The organism is Nocardioides marmorisolisilvae, assembly GCF_003725775.1.
Classification (GTDB): domain Bacteria; phylum Actinomycetota; class Actinomycetes; order Propionibacteriales; family Nocardioidaceae; genus Marmoricola; species Marmoricola marmorisolisilvae.
The window spans coordinates 540405-563741 of record NZ_RJSG01000001.1 but is presented as its reverse complement, the minus strand read 5'-3'; the positions used below and the strand labels follow the sequence as shown (position 1 = coordinate 563741).

The window sequence follows — 23337 nt, the reverse complement described above, 5'->3', positions numbered from 1 at the left end:
TGCCGAGCGAGACCGTGAGGATCGTCACCGTGTGGACGGGACCAACAGGCGCTGGTTAGTGTTCGTTAACCAAGCCGGTGAGGGACGGGAGCGGGAGCATGGACAAGGTCGTGGCCAGCGCAGGGGAGGCCGTCGCGGACATCCCCGACGGAGCCACCCTGGCGGTCGGAGGGTTCGGGCTCTGCGGCATCCCGTCCGTGCTGATCGAGGCCCTGCTGGAGTCCGGGGTCGGTGACCTCGAGGCGATCTCGAACAACTGCGGGGTCGACGAGTGGGGACTGGGACGTCTCCTGTTCGCCCGTCGCCTGCGCCGGATGGTGTCCTCCTACGTCGGGGAGAACAAGGAGTTCGCGCGGCAGTTCCTCTCCGGCGAGCTGGAGGTCGAGCTCAACCCGCAGGGCACCCTCGCCGAGCGGATGCGGGCCGGCGGCTCGGGGATCGCGGCCTTCTTCACGGCGGCCGGTGGCGGGACGCAGGTCGCCGAGGGCGGGCTGCCCTGGCGCTACCACGCCGACGGCTCGATCGCGCTGGCGTCGCCTCCCAAGGAGACCCGGGAGTTCAACGGGCGCGAGTTCGTCCTCGAGACCGCTCTGGTCGCCGACTTCGGCCTGGTTCGCGCATGGAAGGGCGACCGGCACGGGAACCTCGTCTACCGGGACTCGGCCCGCAACTTCAATCCGCTGGCCGCGATGTGCGGGCGGGTGACGATCGCCGAGGTCGAGGAGCTGGTCGAGCCGGGAGAGCTGGACCCCAACAACGTGCACACGCCGGGCGTCTTCGTGCAACGCGTGGTCGCGCTGACCCCCGAGCAGGCAGCGGACAAGAGGATCGAGAAGGTCACCACCCGGGAGCGTGCCTGATGGCCTGGACCAGGGAAGAGATGGCTGCCCGCGCAGCCTCGGAGCTGACCGACGGCAGCTACGTGAACCTCGGCATCGGTCTGCCGACGTTGGTCCCGAACTACGTCGGCGACGACGTCGAGCTGGTGCTCCAGTCCGAGAACGGAATCCTCGGCGTCGGCCCCTACCCCTACGCGGGTGAGGAGGATCCCGACCTGATCAACGCCGGCAAGGAGACCGTGACGATCCGGCGCGGTGCTTCCTACTTCGACTCCGCGACGTCCTTCGGGATGATCCGCGGCGGCAAGATCGATGCCGCGATCCTCGGCGCGATGCAGGTCTCGGCCGGTGGCGACATCGCCAACTGGATGATTCCCGGGAAGATGGTCAAGGGGATGGGGGGCGCAATGGATCTGGTCCACGGCGCCAAGCGCGTGATCGTGCTGATGGAGCACGTCTCCAAGGACGGCGAGTACAAGATCGTCAACGAGTGCTCGCTGCCCTACACGGGTCGCGGCGTCGTCGAGCGGATCATCACCGACCTCTGCGTCCTCGACATCACCGAGGACGGGCTGAAGCTGGTCGAGCTCGCCCCCGGAGCCACCGAGGACGACGTACGGCGGCAGACTGAACCACCGATCATCGCCTGAGCAGCTCCAGCAGCGCGTCGAACGCCGGGTCCGCCGGGTCCAGGAACTCGAAGTGCCCGACGCCCGGCAGCTCGACGAGCTCGGCCCAGGGGTGCGCGGCGACGAAGCGCCGGCTCAGCTCGATCGGGACGGTGTCGTCGTCGGCACCGTGCAGCAGCTGGACCACGGCGTTCGGGGCAGCGGTCAGCAACGTCATCGGGTCGGCCTCGGTGACCGGTGCGCCGTCGAGGAATCGCAGCACGGCGTCAGAACCCAGGTGCCGCTCGTCGGCGAGCACCAGGTCGACCACGCCGGCGACCGGCACCACCCGGTCGAAGTCCACGGCGAGCGCGCGCGTCAGCAGCCAGGTCACCAGGTGGCCGCCGGCCGAGTGCCCGGTCAGCGCGGCGCGCTCGAAGGTGAGGCCGAGCCCGGCGATCAGCACCGGCAGCGCGTTGACGGCGGCCTCCACGTCGAGCGCGGTCGTCGGCCAGCCGCCGCCTCCGCCGACGCGTCGGTACTCGGGGGTCGCCACCAGGTAGCCGGCGTCGGCCAGGGCGCGGGCCTGCTCCCGGGTGTGGGTCCGGTCGAACTGCTGTTTCCAGAAACCGCCGTGGACCAGGACCACCAGCGTGCCGTTCGCCTCGACCGGCACGTGCAGGTCGATCACGGCGAGCTCGTGGTCTCCGTAGCGGACCACGGCATCGGGCAGCAGGTCGGTCACCGGCCCAGACTAGAGTCAGTTCCATGACCCAGTGGGAGTACCAGGTGGCGCCGATTCCGCTCCACAACGAGACCCTGATGCTGAACAACTTCGGTGAGATGGGCTTCGAGCTCGTGCACATCGAGAAGAGCGAGCAGGGCGGGCTGATCGCGTTCCTGAAGCGGCCGAAGGAGGCCTGATCGTGAGCACGCCGGAGGAGCGCCTGGCGGCGCTCGGACTCAGCGTCCCGGAGGTGGCCAAGCCGGTCGCCGCCTACATCCCCGCGGTCCGCAGCGGGAACCTGGTCTTCACCTCCGGCCAGCTGCCGATGCGCGAGGGCCAGCTGATGGCCACCGGCAAGGTCGGCGGCGAGGTCTCCAGCGAGGAGGCCGTCGCCTGCGCCCAGCAGTGCGGGCTGAACGCGCTCGCCGCGGTGCGCGCCGAGCTCGGCGACCTCTCCGCGGTCAAGCGCGTGGTCAAGGTCGTCTGCTTCGTCGCCTCGACGCCCGACTTCACCGGCCAGCCGGCGGTCGCGAACGGCGTCTCCGAGCTGCTCGGCGAGGTCTTCGGCGACGCCGGTCGGCACGCGCGTTCCGCGGTCGGCGTACCGGTGCTGCCGCTGGACGCGCCGGTCGAGGTCGAGCTGATCGTGGAGTTCTGATGGCAGGTCTCGTGGGCCTGCCGAAGGAGTTCGCCGACGCAGCAGCCGAGTTCGCCGACGGCACGAAGGTCCCGGCCGAACCGCGCGACGCCGCCACGGTGGTGCTGGTCCGTCCCGGGTCCGACGGACCTGAGCTCTACCTGCTGCGTCGCCAGATCTCGATGGAGTTCGCCGGCGGGATGTGCGTCTTCCCCGGCGGTGGCGTCGACCCCCGCGACTTCGACCACACGGTGGCCTGGGCCGGCCCGAGCCCGGCCGAGTGGGCCGAGCGGCTCGGCACCGACGAGGCGCAGGCCCGCGCCCTGGTTGCGGCCGCGGTCCGCGAGACCTTCGAGGAGTCCGGCGTCCTGCTGGCCGGCGAGTCCGCCGACTCGGTGATCGCCGACACGACGGGCGAGGACTGGGAGGCCGACCGGGTCGCGCTCGAGGCGCGCGAGCTGTCGATGACCGACTTCCTCAACCAGCGCGGGCTGGTGCTGCGCACCGACCTGCTCGGCGCCTGGGCCGGCTGGCTGACGCCGATCTTCGAGCCCAAGCGCTACCGCACCTGGTTCTTCGTCGCCGAGCTGCCCGAGGGGCAGAAGACCCGTGACGTCTCCACCGAGTCCGACCACGTCGTCTGGCTGCCGGCGATCCGGGCCGTGGAGCAGGCCGAGGAGCGGGAGATCCTGATGCTGCCGCCCACGTACATCACCAGCCTGGACGTGGCCCAGTACGCCGACCCGGCAGCGGTGATCGCCGCTGCGTCGGAGCGCCGGATCGAGATGTTCTGCCCGGCGGTCGAGCCCGAGGGGGAGCAGTTCACGCTGACCCGCCCGCCGCAGGCCGACGCGCTGCTCGAGGCCCGGGCCAAGAACGCGCGCTGGGGACAGGCCTGATCCGGTGACCTGGTCCGGCGGTGCGTTCGGCGAGCGCGGTCGGTGCGTGCTCGCGCCGAACGCGAACATGATGACCCTGGACGGCACCAACACCTGGGTGCTGCGCGAGCCCGGCGCGAAGCGCTCGGTGGTCATCGACCCGGGTCCGCCGGACGAGTCGCACCTCGCGGCGATCGAAGCTGCGCTGGAGGAGTCGGGGGCCGGCGAGGTCGGCACCGTGCTGCTCACCCACCACCACTTTGACCACTCCGAGGCCGCCAAGGAGTTCGCGACCCGCTGGGGCTGCGGCGTACGGGCCCTGGACCCGGAGTACCGGCTCGGGTCCGAAGGCCTCGGTGACGGTGACGTCGTCGAGGTCGACGGTCTGGAGGTGCGGGTGATCGGGACGCCCGGGCACACCGCCGACTCGCTCTGCTTCCTGGTGCCGGCCGAGCGGACCGTGCTCACCGGTGACACCGTGCTCGGGCGGGGCACCACGGTCGTCGCCCACCCGGACGGCCAGCTCGGCGCCTACCTGGACTCCCTCGACCGGTTGCACGCGCTGGCCGCCGAGCACGAGATCGCCTCTATCTGGCCGGGCCACGGGCCGGTCATCGAGAACGCGCTCGGAGCGCTGGACTACTACATCGCGCACCGCGGCGAACGCCTCGACCAGGTGCGTGCGGCGCTGGCGCAGCTCGAGTCGCAGCCGCACCCCGAGGGCCTCGCCGCGGACGAGCTCCCTCGTCGGGTCGTCGAGATCGTCTACACCGACGTCGACCCGGTGCTGTGGGGCGCTGCCGAGCTGTCGGTGCGGGCCCAGCTCGCGTACCTGCGCGGCTGAAGGTTACGAAGGTTTCGAAAATGACTAGTCCATGTTGACCATTTAGGCGGCAACGCGTTCCGGATCGGCGCATACCCGCTTAGCGTCGCCACCGTCAGGTCTCCCTCCCATCCTGGCAGTTGGGGTTCGTCATGTCTGCTCACCGTGCTGCTCGGCCTCGTCGCCGCACCTCCCGTCGCCTGCTCAGCCTCACCGCGTCGGTCGCGGTCGCGCTCGGGTTCCTGATCGTGGCGGAGCCTGCCCATGCGGCGGCCACCTGGTTCGTGAAGACGGCTGCGTCCGGCGGCAACAACGCGGCGGCCTGCAACACCAGCGGCACCGCCTGCGCGACGATCACCGGCGTGCTGGCCAAGCCGGCGTTCGCCAACGGCGACATCATCAGCGTGGCTGCGGGCAGCTACACCGAGCGCCCGATCTTCAGCACCAAGGGCGCAGTCGTGAACGGTGCGGGAGTGGGCACCACCACGATCACCAACGCCAACCAGGCGAACACCTCGACCATCGCCGTCACCGGCGCGGTCACGGTCTCGCTCAACGACCTGACGGTGACCGGCGGGAACAACGCCACCAGCAACGTCTGGGGCGGCGGTATCCGGATCGGCACCGCGGCCGCTCCCGTTGCCGCGACGGTGAACCTCAACAACGTGAGCGTCACCGGCAACACCAGCCCGATCGGCGCCGGCATCCTCGCGTGGGGCACCAGCACGCTTAACGTCACCAACTCCTCGGTCACCACCAACACCAGTGCGACAGCGAGTGGAGCGGGCGGCGGCATCGCGGCGGTCGGCACCACCACGATCAACAACTCCCAGATCTCCAACAACACGATGTCCGGCGCGAACTCGGTCGGCGGCGCCATCTTCCAGAACGGCGGCTCGCTCACGGTCAGCAACCTGAGCCAGATCTCCGGGAACAAGGCGGCGCTGGCCGGCGGCGGCGTCTACGTCAACCCGAGCACGACGGCGAACCTGAACGGCGTGACCCTCACCGCGAACACCACGACCCAGGCGAACGGCACCGGCGGCAGCCTCTACAGCGCCGGGACCACGACGGTCACCGGCGGCACCATCCAGAACAGCGGCGGCAGTGGTCTGACCTCCGACGGTGGCGGCCTGTACGTCAACGCCGGTACGACGACGCTCTCGGGCGTGACCGTGCAGAACAACGGGACCACCCGCAACGGTGTCGGCGCCTACGTGAACGGCGGCACCCTCAACCTGAACAGCGGCTCGGTCGTCCAGGGCGGCAACGCAGGCGCGAACCTCGGTGGTGGCGTGTACGTCGCCGCGGCGGGCTCGTTCAACCTCAACGCCAGCACCATCACCAACAACGGTGCCACCAACGGGGCCGGCCTCTACAACCTCGGTAGCTCCACGACCACCAACGGCACCATCGGCGGCAACGCGGCGACGAACGGCGGCGGCGGCATCATCACGGCCGGCAGCCTGTCCGTCAACGGCACCACGATCTCGGGCAACAGTGCCACCACTGCAGGTGGTGGCATCTACGAGTTCTCCGGGCCGACCACCATCACCGGCGCAACGATCAAGACCAACACCAGCGCCCAGGGTGCCGCGATCTACGCGAACAACACGGCGACCGCCCTGAACATCGGCACGACCTCGATCACCAACAACACCGCGACCACCCAGGGCGGTGCGATCACCGCGCTGTCCCCGGTCGTCACCACGGTGACCGGCTCGACCCTGACCGGCAACGCGGGCGGTGTCCAGGGCGGCGCGATCTCGACGTCCGGGGCGCTGAACGTCACCGGTTCGACGATCGACAACAACAGCGCGACCACGGGCGGTGCGATCGTCACCACCGGGACTGCCTCGATCACCGGCGGCAGCCTGTCCGGCAACACCGCGGTCAACGCCGGCGCCTACTACTCGCTCGGCACCACCACGATCGACGGCACCACGGTCAGCAACAACACGGCGGACGGCGGCACCACCACCAACGGCGGCAACGCCGGCGCGATCTACAACGTGGCGAGCCTGACCATCAAGAACGCCACGATGTCGGGCAACAAGGTCAAGGCGAACACCAACGCGTCCCCGGGGATCGCCGGCTACGGCGGCGCGATCCTCCAGGTGACGTTCGCGGCGGCGACGACCCCGACGCTCAGCATGACCAACAGCACCATCGACGGTGGCGCCGTCGGCGGCAACGACAACGCGGTCATCGGCGGTGCGATCGCGACCTACCCGAACACCGTGAACGGTGGCACCAGCGGCAAGATCACGCTGACCGGCTCTTCGCTGACCAACAACATCGCGGTCGCCGCCGGCGCGATCTACACCCCGGGCCAGCTGACCCTGACCGACAGCACCCTGGACCACAACAAGGCGACGCACGCCAGTGCCGGCAACGGCGGCGCGATCTACGCGGGCACCAGCCCGATCGTGCTCGACAACACCGACGTCACCAACAACACCGCGGGCACCAGCGCCACCGGTGGCGGTCTGTACGTGGTCGCCGGCTCGACCCTGGACATCCGCAACGGGTCCTCGGTCACCGGCAACACCGCGGCCTCGGGCGCGGGCATCCTGAACGCCGCGACGCTGACCATCAAGGACAGCGCGGTCAAGAACAACAACGCCAGCTTCGCGGGCGGCGGTCTCTACACCAGCGGCATCACGAACCTGACGAACGCGACCTTCGACGGGAACTCGGCGGCGGCCTTCGGTGGTGGCGTGCTGACCGCCGGTGGTGCGTTCACCGCGACCGACGGAGTGTTCAACGCCAACAACGCCTTCGCGGGCGGCGGCGTGATCGTCGGAGCGTCGACCAGCGCGTCGTTCGACGGCACCGACTTCACCGACAACACCTCCACCGGTGCGAACTCCGGTGGTGGCGCGCTGCTCTCGGCCGGCAACGTCACCGTGAAGAACGCGACCATGACCGGGAACACCGCGGACGGGACCTCCGGACTCGGTGGCGCGATCTTCAGCGGTTCGTCGGACGACAACGTGAACACCTCGCTGAAGGTCGACTCCAGCACGATCTCCGGCAACGACGCCTTCGGCGGTTCGGCGATCACGACGTCGTCCAGCGGCAGCAACGACACGAACAAGACGTCGATCAGCAACAGCACCATCGCCAACAACACCAACTCCTCGACGGCCGGCGCCATCTTCCAGGGCGGCCCGCTGTCGATCACCCACTCGACGATCACCGGCAACACCGCGACCGGCACCGGCGCGGTCGGTGGCCTGGTGCTCTTCGACCGGGCCTCGACCTCGCTGTCGGCGAACGTCTTCGCCGGCAACACCGGCGTGACCTGCTTCCGCAGGACCACCAGCCCGGCGGACAACGGCACCCCGGCGGACGGTGGCTACAACCAGTACCCGTCGGGCGACACCAGCTGTGGCTTCAGCGGTGCGAAGCACGACCAGGCCGGTGACCCGCAGCTCGGGGCTCTGCTCGGCAACGGCGGGCCGACCCAGACCCGGATGCCGACCGCGGCCAGCCCGGTGCTCGACAAGATCCCGGCCGCTACCGCGACCGGGGTCAACGACGCGATCACCGGTTCGGCGATCACGCTGTGCGGCGCGGGCGCGCTCGACCAGCGCGGCACCGCGCGGCCGCAGGGCGCCAAGTGCGACATCGGGTCGGTGGAGAAGGTCCAGGTCGCCCCGACCGTCGACGGACCGGGTACCGCGGACTACGCCGTGGGCAACGCCGGTACCCCGCTGACCTACACCAGCACCGGCTCCCCGCAGCCGACGCTCTCGGCCTCGGGCCTGCCGAGCGGTGTGACCGGCGTGGACAACGGCGACGGCACCCTGACGATCTCCGGGACGCCGGCGGCCGGCACCGGTGGCGTCTACAACGTGGTGGTCACCGCCAGCAACGAGGCCGGCAACGCCACCAAGAACCTGACCCTCACCGTGCACCAGGCCCCGGTGATCGGCGGTCCGGCCAGTGCGACCTACCAGGTCGGTCAGCCGGGGACGACCACGTTCACCCAGACCTCGGGTCACCCGCTGGGCACGTTCTCCAGCCTGGGCACGCTGCCGCTGGGTGTCGGGTTCGACGACAGCGTCGCCGGCCAGGGCACCTACTCCGGGACGCCGCAGACCGGCACCGGAGGCGTCTACAACCTGACCGTGAAGGACAGCAACGGCACCCCGCCGGACGCGACCACGTCGTTCACGCTGACGGTCCAGGAGATCGCCGGCCTCACCGGACCGAGCACCGCGACCTTCAAGGTCGGCGACGCGGGCGCGAGCGGTGAGTTCGTCGGGTCCGGCTTCCCCGTTCCCTCGCTCACCTCGACGGTGCTGCCCAGCGGTCTGTCGCTGACCAGCACCGGGGCCGGGAAGGCGAAGATCACCGGGACGCCGGCCAACGGCACCGGCGGCCTCTCGAACGCCACCGTCACCGCGCACAACGGTGTCGGCAGCGACGCGACCAAGAGCATCGCGATCACTGTCAACGAGTCGCCGGAGATCACGGCGGCGAGCACGCTGCGGTTCGTCACCGGCGTCAGCACGACGTACGGCGTGAGCGCGGACGGCTACCCGGTCCCGGCGCTGACCAAGACCGGGACGCTGCCGGCCTCGATCTCCTTCCACGACGACGGGGGCGGCCACGCGACCATCTCGGGGACGGCGACCACGGCCCAGATCGGCACGTACTCGATCACGGTCACGGCCAGTAACGGGGTCGACCCGGACGCGACGAAGGTGATCACCGTCGAGGTGGTCCCGCCGCTGTCGATCTCGACGACCTCGCTGCCGAACGCGGCGTACCGGAACCTGTACTCGGCGACGCTGGCGTCCTCGGGTGGTCAGCCGCCGTACACCTACGCGGTGACCGTCGGCAGCCTGCCGGCCGGGCTGACTCTGAGCAGCTCGGGCATGATCACGGGCTCGACCACGGCCAACCCCGGGACGTACCTCTTCACCGTCAAGGCGACCGACTCGCTGCACCCGGCGCAGACCGCCACCAAGGTGCTGTCGATCACCGTGGTCAAGGGCGTGACGTACCTGAACGTGATGCCGATCCTGCTCTCGAAGTCCTCGAGCGGCGACATCACCATCAAGATCGGTGGCTACGAGGCGCGGCTCACCGGTGGGTTCCCGGCGCAGGGGATCTCCGGGCAGACCGTGACCTTCAAGTCGAACAACACCACGATCTGCTCGGGCAAGACCGATGCCTCCGGTCACGTGACCTGCTCGCCGACGGTGCTGCAGGCACTGCTGGTGCCGCTGAACGGCAAGCTGTCGGCGTCCTACGCCGGGAACGCGACCTGGCTGCCGTCGAGCGGTACGGCGGGTCTGATCGGAACCTTCGACTAGGGGGCAGGAACGACGAGGGGCCCCTGACCGACGGTCAGGGGCCCCTCGTTGTCGTTGCTCGGCTAACGGGCGCGGCGCTTCATCCGCTCCACGTCCATGATCACCACGGACCGCGGCTCGAGCCGCAGCCAGCCGCGGGACGCGAAGTCGGCCAGCGCCTTGTTCACGGTCTCGCGCGAGGCGCCGACCAGCTGGGCCAGCTCCTCCTGGGTCAGGTCGTGGTGCACGTGCACGCCGTCGTCGGCGGTCCGGCCGAACCGGTCCGCAAGGTCCAGCAGCGCCTTGGCGACGCGGCCGGGGACGTCGGAGAACACCAGGTCGGCGTTCACGTCGTTGGCCTTGCGCAGCCGGCCGGCGATCTGGGACAGCATGCCGAGGGCGACCGTCGGCCGGCCCTCGAGCCAGCGGATCAGGTCGTCGTGCGAGAGGGTGAGCAGGCTCGTCTCGGTCACCGCGGTGACGGTCGCCGAGCGCGGGCCCGGGTCGAAGAGGGAGAGCTCGCCGAACATCTGGCCGGGGCCGAGGATGGCCAGCAGGTTCTCGCGACCGTCGGCCGAGGTCCGCCCGAGCTTCACCTTGCCGTCGGTGACCAGGTACAGCTTGTCTCCCGAGTCCCCCTCGTGGAACAGCACCTCGCCCCGCCGGAGGCGGGCCTCAGCCATGGACGAGCGGAGAGCCAGTGCGGCGTCGTCGTCGAGTGCGCTGAAGAGCGGTGCTTGACGGAGCACGTCGTTTTCCACGGACATTCCTTCCGAATCGAGGGCGCCTTTCGGGCCACCCCCCAGTGTTGCAGGTCACAGTCTGTCCCATGACCACGTGTCTCGTCACGGGACACGCACCGCGCGGACGCTCACCGGCCGCACGGGGACCTCGGCCGAGCGTTGTCGGCACCGCTGCGTAGGCTGTTCGCGTGCCCCGAACCGCGACCGTCTCCCCGTCGTCGGGGCCTGCCAAGCCGGACACCGCGCTGGTGCGCCGTGCCCGCAAGATCGACCGCGTCCTCGGGGAGACCTACCCCGACGCGAAGTGCGAGCTGGACTTCGAGAACCCCTTCGAGCTGCTCGTGGTGACGGTGCTCAGCGCGCAGACCACCGACCGTCGCGTGAACGCGGTCCGGCCCACCCTGTTCGCGGCGTACCCGGACGCGCGGGCGATGGCGGCCGCGCCGCGCGAGGACCTCGAGCGGATCGTCGGCCCCCTCGGTTTCTTCCGGGCCAAGACTGAGTCGCTCCTCAAGCTGTCCGCGGCGCTGGTCGAGCGTTTCGACGGCCAGGTGCCGCCGCGGCTGGACGACCTGGTGACCCTGCCGGGAGTAGGACGCAAGACCGCGAACGTCGTGCTCGGCAACGCCTTCGACATCCCCGGCATCACCGTCGACACCCACTTCGGGCGCCTCATCCGCCGCTTCGGCTGGACCGAGGAGACCGACCCGGTGAAGGCCGAGTACGCGATCGCGGAGATCTTCCCGAAGCGGGACTGGACGATGCTCTCCCACCACGTGATCTGGCACGGCCGTCGTGTCTGCCACGCCAAGAAGCCGGCCTGCGGCGCCTGCACGGTCGCGAAGTGGTGCCCGTCCTTCGGGGAGGGCCCGACCGATGCCGCCGAGGCGGCCAAGCTCGTCAAGACCCAGGGGCCCGCGTGAGGCGAGTCGCGGTGCTGCTCGTCGCGCTGTTGCTGACGTCCACGCTGTCCGGGTGCGGCAAGGACCTGAACAAGCCCGGCGCCGACCAGAGCTCCCGGCTCCCGACGATCACGCTGCGCGGGTTCGACGGCCAGCCCGACGTGGACCTCGGCTCGTTCAAGGGCCCGGCAGTGGTGAACCTCTGGGCGTCCTGGTGCGGTCCGTGCAAGCGCGAGCTGCCCCTGTACGCCGCGTTCGCGCGCACCTACTCCGGCAAGGTCGCCGTCCTCGGCGTCGACTTCCAGGAGACCAGCGACGCCCGGGCGAAGGCGTTGGCCACCCGGTCCCGGGTCGCCTACCCGCTGGTCTCCGACCCCGACGGAGAGCTGCACGCGATCGGCCTGCCGAAGATCGTCCTGGTCGACGCGGACGGCAGGATCGCCTACCAGGAGTACGTCGAGATCAAGTCCGCCGGCCAGCTCGAGGCGCTGGTGGAGAAGCACCTGGGGGTGAGCCGCCCGTGACCGACCTGCCCGACTGGATGCTGCCGATCCGCGACGGGGCTCGCTCCATCACCGGCGAGGACATCACCAAGTTCCTGCCACCCGAGGACGCCGGTGCCCGACCGGGCGCGGTGCTGATGCTGTTCGGCGAGGGCGAGCACGGGCCGGACCTGCTGCTCACCGAACGCGCGCACGACATGCGCTCCCACCCGGGCCAGGTCTCCTTCCCCGGGGGGTCGGTGGACCCGACGGACGCGTCCCCGATCGCGGCCGCGCTGCGCGAGGCGCAGGAGGAGGTCGGTCTCGACCCGGCGTGGGTCGACGTGCTGGCCACGTTGCCCGAGCTGTGGCTGCCGCCGAGCAACTTCGCGGTCACCCCGGTGCTCGGCTGGTGGCGGGAGAACGGACCGGTCGGTGTCGTCGACCCGGCCGAGGTGCACGCCGTCTACCGGACGCCGATCGCCGAGCTGCTCGACCCGGCGAACCGGGTCACGGTGCGACACCCCAACGGCTACAGCAGTCCCGGCTTCCTGATGAGCGACGGCGACCGCGAGGTCCTGCTCTGGGGGTTCACGGCCGGACTGATCACCAAGCTCTTCGACTACGTGGGGCTGACCCGGCCGTGGGACGACTCGGTGACCCGCGAGTTGCCGGGCTACATGCTCGGCGTACGTCAGGATGAGACCCACTGACCCTCCGAGCCGGCCTCCGAAAGGAACCATGAACCTCCTCGACTGGTGCCTGGTGCTGGTGACCTTCGCCTACGCGCTCTCCGGCTACTGGCAGGGCTTCATCACCGGCGCCTTCGCGACGGTGGGCCTGGTGCTCGGCGGTCTGGTCGGCATCTGGCTCGCGCCGCACCTGCTCGGCAACGCCTCGCCCTCGGTCGGGATCTCGCTCGCGGCGCTGTTCGTGGTGCTGGTCTGCGCCTCGTTCGGCCAGGCGTTCCTGCAGTTCGCCGGCAGCCGGGTGCGCGCCAAGATCACCTGGCAACCCGTGCGCGCGCTCGACGCCGTCGGCGGTTCGGTGCTCTCGGTGGTCGCGGTGCTCACCGTGACCTGGATGCTCGGTGTGGCCGTCAGCGGTTCGCGGATCCCGGGCATCGGCCCCCTGGTGCGGGACTCGAAGGTGCTGACCCGGGTCAACGACGTGATGCCGAGCCAGGCCCAGGGCCTGCTGCGCGGCTTCGACCGGGTGGTCGGGTCCAGCTTCTTCCCGCGCTACCTCGAGCCGTTCGCGCCCGAGCGGATCATCGGCGTCGCGCCGGCCCCGGGCAACGTGGTGCACGACCCCGAGGTCGAGCACGCCGAGCTCAGCGTGTTCAAGGTCCGCGGCAACAACAGCTGCGGAGACGGCATCGAGGGCAGCGGGTTCCTGTACTCGCCGCACCGGCTGATGACCAACGCCCACGTCGTGGCCGGCGTCCGGGACCCGAAGGTCCGGGTCGGCACCCGGAACCTGCCGGCCACGGTCGTCTACTACAACTCCAAGACCGACATCGCGGTGCTCTCGGTCGACATCGACGGACCGGTGATCCACTTCGACGACACCGGCAAGGCCCGGCAGGCGTCCGTCGTGCTCGGGTACCCGAACGACGGACCGTTCGACGCGCAGCCGGCCCGGATCCGCGCGCAGCAGCGGCTGCGCTCGCCCGACATCTACGGCCGTGGCACCGTGACCCGGGACGTGTTCTCGCTGCGGGCCCTGGTCCGCCCGGGCAACTCCGGCGGCCCGCTGGTGTCGATGGACGGCAAGGTCCTCGGTGTCATCTTCGCGGCGTCGGTGAGCGACAAGGACACCGGTTACGCGCTCACCGCGGCCCAGGTCTCGGGCGCAGCGGCCCGCGGCATCTCCGCCTCGACGCAGGTGTCGAGCGGGAAGTGCGCCTGATCAAGGACGCGTCAGCGGACTTGATCGTCGGTGGTTGAGCAGCGAGCCCGGCTGAGGAACGAAGCCGGGACCGAGCGTGTCGAAACCCGGTGACGTGCGCTCAGAGATCAGTGGCTGAGCGCCTTCGGGAGCTCCGAGGCCTGGGCCATCGTGCGCTGAGGGGCCTTGACCTTGCGGATCTTGAGGTAGCCGACGAACGCGCAGACCAGCGCCAGCACCACGTAGGCACCGAAGACGATCAGGAACGCCCACGCGGGGTCGAGGCCCGCCATGACGATGAAGTAGGCGGCCGAGAACGACACCAGCACCAGCGACATCAGCAGTAGGAACACGGCCGCGCCGAACAGGCCGATCGCCATGCCACCGGCACGGACGCTGACCTTCATCTCCGACTTGGCCAGCTCGATCATGTGGCGCAGCAGGGTGCCGACGTCGTCGAAGGCATCGACGACCAGCTTGCCGATGGTCGGCTCTTCCTCGACGGGCTCCTGGTATGCCATGCGCCTTGCCTCTCGTGCGTGAGTCTCGGTGTGCACCATATCCATAACCGCCGGAGGCGAATCGGTCGCCGGAGGGTTCAGTCGCGGTGGTGCCGGTTGCGGCGTCCGAGCAGCGCTGCCCCGAGGAGCGCCGTGAGCACCGAGCCCACCAGCACGCCGGTCTTGGCCTCCTCTGCGAGGGTCCCGGCGAACGACAGGTCGCTGACCAGCAGCGAGACCGTGAACCCGACGCCGCCGAGCACCGCCAAGCCGACCAGGTCGCGCCACGACAGGGCAGCGTCGAGCTCGGCGCGGGTGAACCGGGTGACCGCCCAGGAGCCCAGCAGGATCCCGACCGGCTTGCCGAGCACGAGCCCGGCGACGATCCCGATCACGACCGGCTGGCGGGCGAGCTCGCCGGCGCCGTGGATCTCCACCCCGGCACTCATCAGCGCGAAGAAGGGCACGGCGAGGGCTGAGCTGATCGGCGCGATCCGGTGCTCCAGGCGCGCGGCAGGCGGGTGCTCCTCGCCGTCGTCGGGCAGGGTCCGGGTGAGCAGGCCGAGGACGACGCCGGCGATGGTCGCGTGCACGCCGCTCTCGTGGACCAGCCACCACGCGCCGACGGCGAGCGGCAGGTAGATCACCGGGCTGGTGAACCGCTGCCGCTGGCACAGCCAGTACGCCGCGAGCACCGCCACCGCGCCGGTCAGCGCGGCCAGGTCGAGGGAGTCGGTGTAGACGAGGGCGATGATCACGATGACGACCAGGTCGTCGACCACCGCGAGGGTCAGCAGGAACGCCCGCAGCGAGGACGGCAGTGCCGATCCGACCACGGCCAGGACCGCCAGGGCGAAGGCGATGTCGGTCGCCGCGGGGATCGCCCAGCCGCCCAGGTCCGCCGATGCTTTCGAGCTCAGGCCGTTGACGAGCAGGTAGACGCCGGCCGGCACCGCGACGCCGCAGACCGCCGCGACGACCGGCACGGCGGCATCGGCCGGGCGGCGCAGGGAGCCGAGCAGGAACTCGCGCTTGAGCTCGAGCCCGGCCACGAAGAAGAAGACCGTCAGCGCGCCGTCGGCAGCCCAGTGCTCGAGATCGAGCGGGCCGAGGTCGGTGTGCCGGAACGACGTGTAGGAGTGCGCGTCCAGGTTGATCCACAGCACGGCCGCGGCCGCGGCGAGCAGGGCGATCACCCCGCCGACCGTCTCCGAGCGCAGCAGGTCACCGACGAACCGGCGCTCGGACTCGTCGTGCTCGTGCGGCCAGGTGCTCGGCCCGTCGTCGGACCTGCTGGACTCTGCGCTCAACGTCGGCCTCTGGTCTCGGGGGTGGGCGGATCGATGCCGACCAGACTTCCCGGCTCACCTGCGTCCGATCCTACCGACGCTCACCCGGAGGGCCGGTGTGACAGCGCCGGGGTCCCGATGGGAGGATGGCGGTGTTGGAGGGGAGTATTCCTTCGCGACGGACCCGTCATCACGGTGAGCGCCCACGGGTGTGAACCCGGGCCCGTCGGTCCGAGCAGGCAGCAGCCGACCGGGCGGAAGAGACCTCCGGACGCTGTCCCGTCTCGTCGTCCGGAGGAACCATGCACGTGACCCCGCTCGTCTGGTGGCTGACCATCGGCCTGACCAGTGCCCTGCTCATCTTCGACGTCGTGGTGATCGGCCGGCGTGCGAAGGAACCGAGCCGGCGCGAGGTCACCTGGTCGCTCGTCGGCTTCATCGGCCTCGCGGTGCTCTTCGGCGCGGGAGTCTGGATCATCGCCGGGCACGAGTACGGGACCCAGTTCTACGCGGGCTGGCTGACCGAGTACTCGCTCTCGGTCGACAACCTCTTCATCTTCCTGATCATCATGGCCAAGTTCGGCGTACCGAGGGCCTACCAGCAGACCGCCCTGCTGATCGGCATCGTGCTGGCCCTGGTGATGCGCGGCATCTTCATCGCGGTCGGCGCCGCGGCGATCAACAACTTCAGCTGGGTCTTCTACCTCTTCGGCCTGTTCCTGATCTACACCGCGGTGAAGCTGGCCAAGGAGGGGTCGAACGACGACGACGAGTACGAGGAGAACCGGCTCATCAAGTGGGTCGAGACCAGGCTGCCGGCGACCTCGGAGTGGCACGGCACCAAGGCGTTCGTGGTGCAGAACGGCAAGCGGCTGATCACGCCGATGTTCATCGTGATCCTCGCGCTGGGCACCACCGACCTGCTCTTCGCGCTCGACTCGATCCCGGCCATCTACGGCCTCACCGACGAGCCGTACCTGGTGCTGACCGCGAACATCTTCGCGCTGATGGGCCTGCGCCAGCTCTACTTCCTGATCGGCGGGCTGCTGCAGCGCCTGGTGTACCTGTCCTACGGCCTGGCCTTCCTGCTCGCCTTCATCGGCGTGAAGCTGGTGCTGCACGCGCTGCACGAGAACGAGCTGCCCTTCGTCAACGGCGGCCACCACGTCGGCTGGGCGCCGGACATCCCGATCTGGCTGTCCCTGGCCGTGATCGTCGGGACGCTCGTGGTCACCACCGTGGCCAGCCTGTTGTCCTCGAGGCGGGTGTGATGTGAGACTCGGGAGTACTTAGGACAAATCGCCCTAACCCCTGGTTGACTCGCTCGTTGAACCCACCATGACCGACTGGATGCGTGCCCGACCGAAGCTGACTGCCGCCCTGGGCGGGGTGGTCGCTCTGGCCGTGCTCATGCTCGTGTTCGTGCTGGCTGGCCACGGCGACAAGCCCTCCTCCAAGGAGCCGGCCGACTTCGGCGCCCCGCTGCCGACCCTGCCGACCCGCTCGCCGGTGAAGCTGCCGACGACCTCGCCGAGCGCGAGCCCGAGCACCGCGGCCCAGGTCCAGGCGGCCGCGCAGAACGCGTTCAAGCAGTTCGGCAACGGTTTCTCCTCGGGCAACCTCGGCTCCGGGACGATCAGCATGCCGGGCCTTCAGGGCGGCAGCATCTACAAGTACCTGCCCAAGCACACCCTGACCCTGCGGGTGACCTCGGAGGCCCCGATCGGCACCATCGGCTACATCGTGCCGACGAGCCTGCACCAGAACTACGGCGTCGTGAAGAACGCCAACACCTCGTGGAGCCTGACGACCACGGCGTACGGCGACCCGGACTACGCGCAGGTCTTCATCAAGGCCGGTGCCCGCGGGTTCCCGATCACCTGCACGATCCTGGTCGACGGTCACGTCTCGGAGCACCGCAGCACCGAAGGCCCATATGGCCAGATGGTCTGCCAGGGCTGACTGAGCGCCGCGATTCACCGCACCTGGCTGCGTTGTCGTCGGTCGACGTCCGCTCCGCTGCGCTCCGCTGAAGGACGCCTTCCCTCCTCCGCCTTGCCATGCACGGCGACTCGCGACGCTCAGCTCCCGGCTTGGATCAGTCTTCGGTGGAGGTGGCTGCGCCTTCCTTGATGAGGTCCATCACGGTGCTGTCGGCCAGCGTCGTGACGTCCCCGACCTCGCGGTTCTCGGCGACGTCGCGGAGCAGTCGGCGCATGATCTTGCCGGAGCGGGTCTTCGGGAGCTCGGGGACGATCATGATCTGGCGGGGCTTGGCGATGGCGCCGATCTCCTTGGCGACGTGGTCGCGCAGCTCCTGCACGATGTCGGCGCCGCCGTCGCCTGCGGACTCGCGCAGGATGACGAACGCGCAGACGGCCTGACCGGTCATCTCGTCGGTCGCTCCCACCACGGCCGCCTCGGCGACCTTCGGGTGGCTCACCAGGGCGGACTCGATCTCGGTGGTGGAGAGCCGGTGGCCGGAGACGTTCATGACGTCGTCGACCCGGCCGAGCACCCAGACGTCGCCGTCGACGTCCTTCTTGGCGCCGTCGCCGGCGAAGTACATGCCCTCCCAGCGCGACCAGTAGGTCTCCTTGAAGCGCTCGTCGTCGCCCCACAGCGTGCGCAGCATCGAGGGCCACGGCTCGCGGATCACCAGGTAGCCGCCGGAGCCGTCGGGGACCGACTGACCCTCGTCGTTGACGACGTCGGCGACGATGCCGGGGATGGCCTTCATCGCGGAGCCGGGCTTGGCGTGGGTGACCCCGGGCAGGGGGCTGATCATGATCGCGCCGGTCTCGGTCTGCCACCAGGTGTCGACCACCGGCGTCCGCCCGCCGCCGATGGTCTCGCGGTACCAGACGTAGGCCTCCGGGTTGATCGGCTCACCGACCGAGCCGAGCAGCCGCAGGCTGGACATGTCGAACTTGTTGGGGATCTCGTCGCCCCACTTCATGAACGTCCGGATCGCGGTGGGCGCGGTGTAGAAGATCGTCACGCCGTACTTCTGCACGATCTCCCACCAGCGGCCCTTGTGCGGGGAGTCGGGGGTGCCCTCGTACATGACGGAGGTGGCCTGGTTCGCCAGCGGCCCGTAGACCATGTAGCTGTGCCCGGTGACCCAGCCGATGTCGGCGGTGCACCAGTACACGTCGCTGTTCGGCTTGAGGTCGAAGATCCCCCAGTGCGTGTACGCCGCACCGGTCAGGTAGCCACCGGTGGTGTGCAGGATGCCCTTCGGCTTGCCGGTCGTGCCGGAGGTGTACATGACGTACAACGGGTGCTCGGCGTCGAAGAACTCGCACGCGTGCTCGGTCGAGGCGTTCCCGACGCTCTCGTGCCACCAGACGTCGCGGCTCTCGTCCCAGGCCACGTCCTGCCCGGTCCGTCGGACGACGAGCACCTTCTCCACCAGGCCGGGCTGCTCGGCCTCGACCTTGGTCACCGCCTCGTCCACCGCCGGCTTCAGCGCGGACGCGGCGCCGCGGCGGTAGCCGCCATCGGCGGTGATGATCACCTTCGCACCGCAGTCCAGCACCCGGCTCGACAGCGCCTCCGCGGAGAACCCGCCGAACACCACGGTGTGCGGGGCGCCCAGACGCGCGCAGGCCAGCATCGCGACCACGGCCTCGGGGATCATCGGCAGGTAGATCGCCACCCGGTCCCCGGTACCGACGCCGAGCTCGGCCAGCGCGTTCGCGGCCTGGCAGACCTCGTCCTTGAGCTGGGCGTAGGTGATGTCGCGGGTGTCGTCCTCGGGCTCGCCGACCCAGTGGAACGCGACCTTGTCGCCGGCGCCGTCCTCGACGTGCCGGTCGACGCAGTTGTACGCGGCGTTGAGCTTCCCGCCGACGAACCACTTCGCGAACGGCGGGTTGCTCCAGTCGAGCGCCTGGGTCCAGCGGGTCTCCCAGCTCAGCCGGTCGGCCTGCTTCTCCCAGAACGCCAGCCGGTCCGCGGCCGCTTCCTCGTACGCCTCGGCCGTGAGGTTCGCGTTCGCCGCGAAGTCGGCCGAGGGGGCGAAGCGCCGCTCCTCGGTCCCGAGATTGGCCAAGGTCTCCGTGTTGTCGCTCAACGCATGCTCCTGGGGTGAGGGTTCATCGAGGCGTTCCCGGCCAGCCTAGGGCGGAGCCCGCCCGACGACGAGGGCGGACTACTCGCGGGCTCCGGTGGGCACGATCGCCCTGCCGTGGGTGAACGCGGTGACGCCGCCCAGCGAGGCGTACCAGGCCGCGATCGCGGTCGCGATGCCGAACCAGCCGCCGATGTGGGTGACGTTCTCGGACATCGCGAAGTCCCCCCACGAGAGCAGCGCGAAGGTCACGGTCAGCAGGGCGAAGACCGCGAGCACCGCGCCGCTGACGCGGCTCGCTCCGATCGTCATGTACGCCGTGAAGATGGCCCAGGCGAGCAGGAACAGGCCCAGGCTGTTCCCGATGTCGTTGGCGTTGGTGCTGCCCAGGTCGGTGTGCCCGGTGAGGTACCAGAACGAGATCCAGAACGCGCCGTAGGAGCTGAACGCGGTCGCTCCGAAGGTGTTGCCCTTGGCGAACTCCCACATGCCCGCGGCGAGCTGGGCGATGCCGCCGTAAGCGAGCGCGAGTCCGAACACCACCGGTTCGACCTTGATGATGTTGGCGTTGGCGAAGCTGAGCACGAAGGTGGTCAGCGCGAACGCCGCGAGGCCGAGCGGGGCCGGGTCGGCGATCCGCGAGGCCGGTGCGGCTGCGGGGACCGGGCTCGTCGGCGGGCTCTGCTGCGTGGATGCGGGGGCGTGGGCTGCGGACATGATCTCTCCCTTGGTCGACGGCACGTGCGTCAAGGGCGTTAGTCCGGGTACCCGGTCCACGGGCCGCCAAACGGCGGAATCCGGGATTACTTGAAGTCGATCAGCAGGGTGCCGGTGTCCTCGGGTGGGGACTCGCGGCGCGGGGCCTCGGTGTGCCCGGTCGCGGGGAGACCGGGGACTGCCTGGGTGGGCTCTCCGTCGGTCAGCTCGCGCACCGGCGTGACGACCACGGGTGCGGGCGGCTGGTTGGTCACCGCGGACCGGTAGCAGCGGGTCAGGTAGCGCAGCTGCATCCCGTCGGGACCTCGGCCGTAGTCGTCGTACAGGGCGCCGACGCGGCCCAGGACGTCCTCGCGCTCCGGGTCCTCCATCGCCGCGATGTAGGACCGCGAGCGGACCAGGTCGAGCAGCTCGGGCCGACCGAGGCTCTGGTAGAACGCGAACTCGCGCGACTCCACGAAGCCGAAGATCTCCGAGGTGCGCAGCGGGTCGACCAGGTCGGGCGGGTCCAGCTCGGGGTTGATGATCCGGCCGAGCTTGCGCACCCACGGGATGCTCTCGTCGCGGAAGTTCCAGACCAGGGCGAGCACGCCGCCGGGGCGCAGCACGCGGGAGATCTCGGCCAGCGCCCGCTCGTGGTCGAACCAGTGGAACGACTCCGCGCTGACGACCACGTCCATCGAGCGCGACGGCGCCGGGATCGACTCGGCGGTGCCGACCGCGGCCGGTACGTCGGGCAGCCGGCGGCGCAGGTGGGCGAGCATCTCCGGCAGCGGGTCGGTCGCGAGCACGTCGTGCCCGGCCGCGACCAGCCGCTCGGTGAGCAGGCCGGTGCCGGCGCCGAGCTCGAGGACCCGGGAGCGGCCGCTGCCGACCAGCCACTCGGCGGCCTCGGCGGGATAGCCGGGGCGGGCCCGGTCGTAGGCGTCGGCAACCTTCGCGAACGAGCGCGCACGCTCGGGGGTTCGGATGCTGTCCTCGCCGGTCATCGTGCGGTCGAACGTACCCGATAGCCTTGCCCGTGTGGCTGAACCTCTGCGTGTCCCCGCTCCTGCGGCGGGCGATCCTCTCGCCTGGCTGATCGGGCTGGAGGGTGTTCCGTCGGGTCTGACGGCCGCTCGGGACGGGATCGACGCGCTGCTCCGCGACCGCGGGCGCAAGCAGACCACCCCCGACCAGACCGCCGAGTCGTTGCTCCGCGGCGCCCACGCGTCGGCGGTGCTCGAGGGGTCGGCGTCCACCATCGACCAGGTCCGCGGCGGCGAGGCCGACGAGGTCGCCCAGGCCGCGCTGCGCGTCAGCACCGGCATGCTCGCGCTCGTCCCGGTGCTCGGGACCTCGCCGCTCCAGGCCTTCGCCCGGCTGCACGCGCTGGCCGGCAAGGGCGTCGTGGCCGAGGACGAGCTCGGCCGTCCGGTCAGCGCCGAGGCCGCCGCGCGGCTGAACGGCCTGGCCGAGACCCTGCTCTCGACCACGGTGCCGGCGATGCTCGTCGCCGCCCTGGTGCACGCCGACCTGGCCACGGTCGCGCCGTTCGCCTCCCACAACGGGATCGTCGCCCGCGCCGCCGAGCGCCTGGTGCTGGTCGCCCGCGGCGTCGACCCGGCGTCGGTGGTCGTGCCGGAGGCAGGCCACCTGGCCCTGCGGTCGGCGTACGAGTCGAACCTGCGCGGCTACGCGGTCGGCGGTCAGAACGGGATGCACTCCTGGCTGCTCTACGCGCCGCAGGCGTACTCCGCGGGCACCGAGGCCTCGCCGCTCAAGGGCTGACCGGGCTCGACCATCCCGGAACGAGATGAGCGGCACCGGGGGGCGTGCCCTCGATGCCGCTCGAACACACGGGCCTGGGCTAACAAGCGTGCACGGTCTAACTGTTGCCCCGGGAGTGTCCCGGTCTGCATACGCCCTGTAGGAAGGGAGATCGGCGCGTGGGTTCCGTGTCCGTGTGCTGGTCTGGAGTTGTTGCCACCCTGTCTAACCCGGTGCCGGGGCGAGTTCAAGGGTTGACTTTTCCGGGCACGAAGAGGCGCGCGTGTCGCCCCGCCCAACGGCCGCGCGGAGTCGGTTTCAGAGAGGCTGCTCGCGCCGTGCCCGGCGCGCGTGCACCCACATCGCGGCCCCGATGCCGGCCACGCCAGCGATCGCCAGAGCCGTCAGCGTCGGCTTGGCCGGCGGGAGCTTGACCCGGCTGCCGAGGGCGACCGGGCGCTGGAAGACGAGGATCGGCCAGTCGCGCTCGACGGCGATCTTGCGCAGGTCCTTGTCGGGGTTGACGGCGTACGGGTGCCCGACCGTCTCGAGCATGTGCACGTCGGTGACCGAGTCGCTGTAGGCGTAGCACTCGGCCAGGTCGTAGCCGCGCTTGCGGGCCAGGTCCTTGACCGCCTTGGCCTTGTTCTCGGCGTAGGCGTAGAAGTTGATCTTCCCGGTGTAGCGCCCGTCGGCGACCTCCATCCGGGTCGCGACGACGTGGTCGGCGCCGAGCATCTCGCCGATCGGCTCCACCATCTCCGCGCCGCTGGTCGACACGATGATCACGTCCCGGCCGGCGGCGTGGTGCTCCTCGATCAGGCTGACCGCCTCGTCGTAGACCATCGGGTCGACGATGTTGTGCAAGGTGTCCCCGACGATGTCCTTGACCGTCTGCACGTCCCAGCCGGCGCACAGCTGCGACATGAACTGCCGCATCTTCTCCATCTGGTCGTGGTCCGCGCCGCCCACCAGGTAGACGAACTGCGCGTACGCCGACCGCAGCACCGCACCGCGCGAGATCAACCCGCCCGCCTGGAACTCGCGGCTGAACGCGAACGTGCTCGACCTGGCGATGATCGTCTTGTCCAGGTCGAAGAACGCAGCCGTGGGTCGAGCGACGGGGCTCATGGACATCGAGTGTAGGGACGGTGCTTGCTCGTGCTTGC

At 70.1% G+C, this 23337-nt stretch carries 22 protein-coding genes; 14 read left to right on the top strand and 8 right to left on the bottom strand.

The features are described from left to right. The first annotated feature begins 98 nt into the window (after nucleotides 1–98). Both EFL95_RS02850 and EFL95_RS02845 read left to right on the top strand, forming a co-directional pair. Entirely contained in the window at nucleotides 99–860 is a 762-nt protein-coding gene (locus EFL95_RS02850; protein ID WP_123232513.1) for a CoA transferase subunit A, read from the top strand. Further along, nucleotides 860–1489, top strand: a complete 630-nt coding sequence (locus tag EFL95_RS02845; protein WP_123232512.1) for a CoA transferase subunit B — start codon at nucleotides 860–862, stop codon at nucleotides 1487–1489. The genes EFL95_RS02850 and EFL95_RS02845 overlap by 1 nt, the downstream gene beginning before the upstream one ends. Here the strand turns inward: EFL95_RS02845 and EFL95_RS02840 are convergent. Next, nucleotides 1479–2192, bottom strand: coding sequence for an alpha/beta hydrolase family protein (locus tag EFL95_RS02840; protein ID WP_123232511.1), 714 nt, complete (start codon nucleotides 2190–2192; stop codon nucleotides 1479–1481). The genes EFL95_RS02845 and EFL95_RS02840 overlap by 11 nt on opposite strands. A gap of 23 nt (nucleotides 2193–2215) precedes the next feature. On the opposite strand from EFL95_RS02840, the gene EFL95_RS19325 reads away from it, so the two are divergent. The 5 genes from EFL95_RS19325 to EFL95_RS02820 all read left to right on the top strand — a co-directional run bounded on the left by EFL95_RS19325 (nucleotide 2216) and on the right by EFL95_RS02820 (nucleotide 9842). Continuing rightward, complete coding sequence (locus tag EFL95_RS19325) at nucleotides 2216–2371, top strand: hypothetical protein (RefSeq protein ID WP_183406989.1); 156 nt, start codon at nucleotides 2216–2218, stop codon at nucleotides 2369–2371. Between the two features lie 2 nt (nucleotides 2372–2373). Continuing rightward, nucleotides 2374–2832, top strand: coding sequence for a RidA family protein (locus EFL95_RS02835; protein WP_123232510.1), 459 nt, complete (start codon nucleotides 2374–2376; stop codon nucleotides 2830–2832). Continuing rightward, nucleotides 2832–3710 (top strand): NUDIX hydrolase, encoded by an 879-nt coding sequence (locus EFL95_RS02830; RefSeq protein WP_123232509.1) that lies wholly within the window; start codon nucleotides 2832–2834, stop codon nucleotides 3708–3710. The genes EFL95_RS02835 and EFL95_RS02830 overlap by 1 nt, the downstream gene beginning before the upstream one ends. Nucleotides 3711–3714: 4 nt before the next feature. Beyond that, nucleotides 3715–4533 (top strand): MBL fold metallo-hydrolase, encoded by an 819-nt coding sequence (locus EFL95_RS02825; RefSeq protein ID WP_342773175.1) that lies wholly within the window; start codon nucleotides 3715–3717, stop codon nucleotides 4531–4533. A 131-nt stretch (nucleotides 4534–4664) separates the two neighbouring features. Beyond that, nucleotides 4665–9842: a beta strand repeat-containing protein gene (locus tag EFL95_RS02820; protein WP_123232508.1), complete on the top strand. Its 5178-nt coding sequence runs from the start codon at nucleotides 4665–4667 to the stop codon at nucleotides 9840–9842. 62 nt (nucleotides 9843–9904) lie between these two features. Here EFL95_RS02820 and EFL95_RS02815 read toward each other — a convergent pair whose 3' ends face one another. Then, entirely contained in the window at nucleotides 9905–10582 is a 678-nt protein-coding gene (locus EFL95_RS02815; RefSeq protein ID WP_123232507.1) for a Crp/Fnr family transcriptional regulator, read from the bottom strand. A gap of 170 nt (nucleotides 10583–10752) precedes the next feature. On the opposite strand from EFL95_RS02815, the gene nth reads away from it, so the two are divergent. From nth to EFL95_RS02795, 4 genes are read left to right on the top strand one after another with little or no spacing between them, the layout of a single operon-like run. After that, nucleotides 10753–11487: an endonuclease III gene (nth, locus tag EFL95_RS02810; protein ID WP_246004772.1), complete on the top strand. Its 735-nt coding sequence runs from the start codon at nucleotides 10753–10755 to the stop codon at nucleotides 11485–11487. Then, nucleotides 11484–11990, top strand: coding sequence for a TlpA family protein disulfide reductase (locus EFL95_RS02805; RefSeq protein ID WP_183406987.1), 507 nt, complete (start codon nucleotides 11484–11486; stop codon nucleotides 11988–11990). Before nth ends, EFL95_RS02805 begins: the two co-directional genes overlap by 4 nt. Further along, the gene (locus EFL95_RS02800) at nucleotides 11987–12661 is read left to right on the top strand and encodes an NUDIX hydrolase (protein ID WP_246004771.1); all 675 of its coding nucleotides are present in this window, start codon (nucleotides 11987–11989) and stop codon (nucleotides 12659–12661) included. The genes EFL95_RS02805 and EFL95_RS02800 overlap by 4 nt, the downstream gene beginning before the upstream one ends. Before the next feature lie 28 nt (nucleotides 12662–12689). Then, on the top strand, nucleotides 12690–13859 hold the full coding sequence (locus EFL95_RS02795; protein ID WP_123232505.1) for a MarP family serine protease: 1170 nt from the start codon (nucleotides 12690–12692) through the stop codon (nucleotides 13857–13859). 107 nt (nucleotides 13860–13966) lie between these two features. Here the strand turns inward: EFL95_RS02795 and EFL95_RS02790 are convergent, their stop codons facing one another. Further along, the gene (locus EFL95_RS02790; protein ID WP_123232504.1) at nucleotides 13967–14359 is read right to left on the bottom strand and encodes a phage holin family protein; all 393 of its coding nucleotides are present in this window, start codon (nucleotides 14357–14359) and stop codon (nucleotides 13967–13969) included. Nucleotides 14360–14436: 77 nt separating this feature from the next. Next, the gene (nhaA, locus tag EFL95_RS02785) at nucleotides 14437–15648 is read right to left on the bottom strand and encodes a Na+/H+ antiporter NhaA (protein ID WP_123232503.1); all 1212 of its coding nucleotides are present in this window, start codon (nucleotides 15646–15648) and stop codon (nucleotides 14437–14439) included. 281 nt (nucleotides 15649–15929) lie between these two features. Between nhaA and EFL95_RS02780 the strand changes: the two genes are divergently transcribed. Further along, nucleotides 15930–16898: a TerC family protein gene (locus EFL95_RS02780; RefSeq protein ID WP_123232502.1), complete on the top strand. Its 969-nt coding sequence runs from the start codon at nucleotides 15930–15932 to the stop codon at nucleotides 16896–16898. Nucleotides 16899–16965: 67 nt separating this feature from the next. Then, nucleotides 16966–17589, top strand: coding sequence for a hypothetical protein (locus EFL95_RS02775; RefSeq protein WP_123232501.1), 624 nt, complete (start codon nucleotides 16966–16968; stop codon nucleotides 17587–17589). A 136-nt stretch (nucleotides 17590–17725) separates the two neighbouring features. Here EFL95_RS02775 and acs read toward each other — a convergent pair whose 3' ends face one another. The 3 genes from acs to EFL95_RS02760 all read right to left on the bottom strand — a co-directional run bounded on the left by acs (nucleotide 17726) and on the right by EFL95_RS02760 (nucleotide 21408). Further along, nucleotides 17726–19705, bottom strand: coding sequence for an acetate--CoA ligase (gene acs, locus EFL95_RS02770; protein WP_123232500.1), 1980 nt, complete (start codon nucleotides 19703–19705; stop codon nucleotides 17726–17728). A 78-nt stretch (nucleotides 19706–19783) separates the two neighbouring features. Further along, on the bottom strand, nucleotides 19784–20419 hold the full coding sequence (locus EFL95_RS02765; protein WP_123232703.1) for an acetate uptake transporter: 636 nt from the start codon (nucleotides 20417–20419) through the stop codon (nucleotides 19784–19786). A gap of 86 nt (nucleotides 20420–20505) precedes the next feature. Further along, nucleotides 20506–21408: a class I SAM-dependent methyltransferase gene (locus EFL95_RS02760; RefSeq protein WP_123232499.1), complete on the bottom strand. Its 903-nt coding sequence runs from the start codon at nucleotides 21406–21408 to the stop codon at nucleotides 20506–20508. Between the two features lie 34 nt (nucleotides 21409–21442). Here EFL95_RS02760 and EFL95_RS02755 point away from each other — a divergent pair, with 34 nt between their 5' ends. After that, a complete protein-coding gene (locus tag EFL95_RS02755; RefSeq protein ID WP_246004770.1) occupies nucleotides 21443–22189 on the top strand; it encodes a Fic family protein in 747 nt (248 codons plus the stop codon). 297 nt (nucleotides 22190–22486) lie between these two features. Here EFL95_RS02755 and EFL95_RS02750 read toward each other — a convergent pair whose 3' ends face one another. Beyond that, nucleotides 22487–23299 (bottom strand): HAD family hydrolase, encoded by an 813-nt coding sequence (locus tag EFL95_RS02750; RefSeq protein ID WP_425463952.1) that lies wholly within the window; start codon nucleotides 23297–23299, stop codon nucleotides 22487–22489. Nucleotides 23300–23337: the final 38 nt, after the last annotated feature.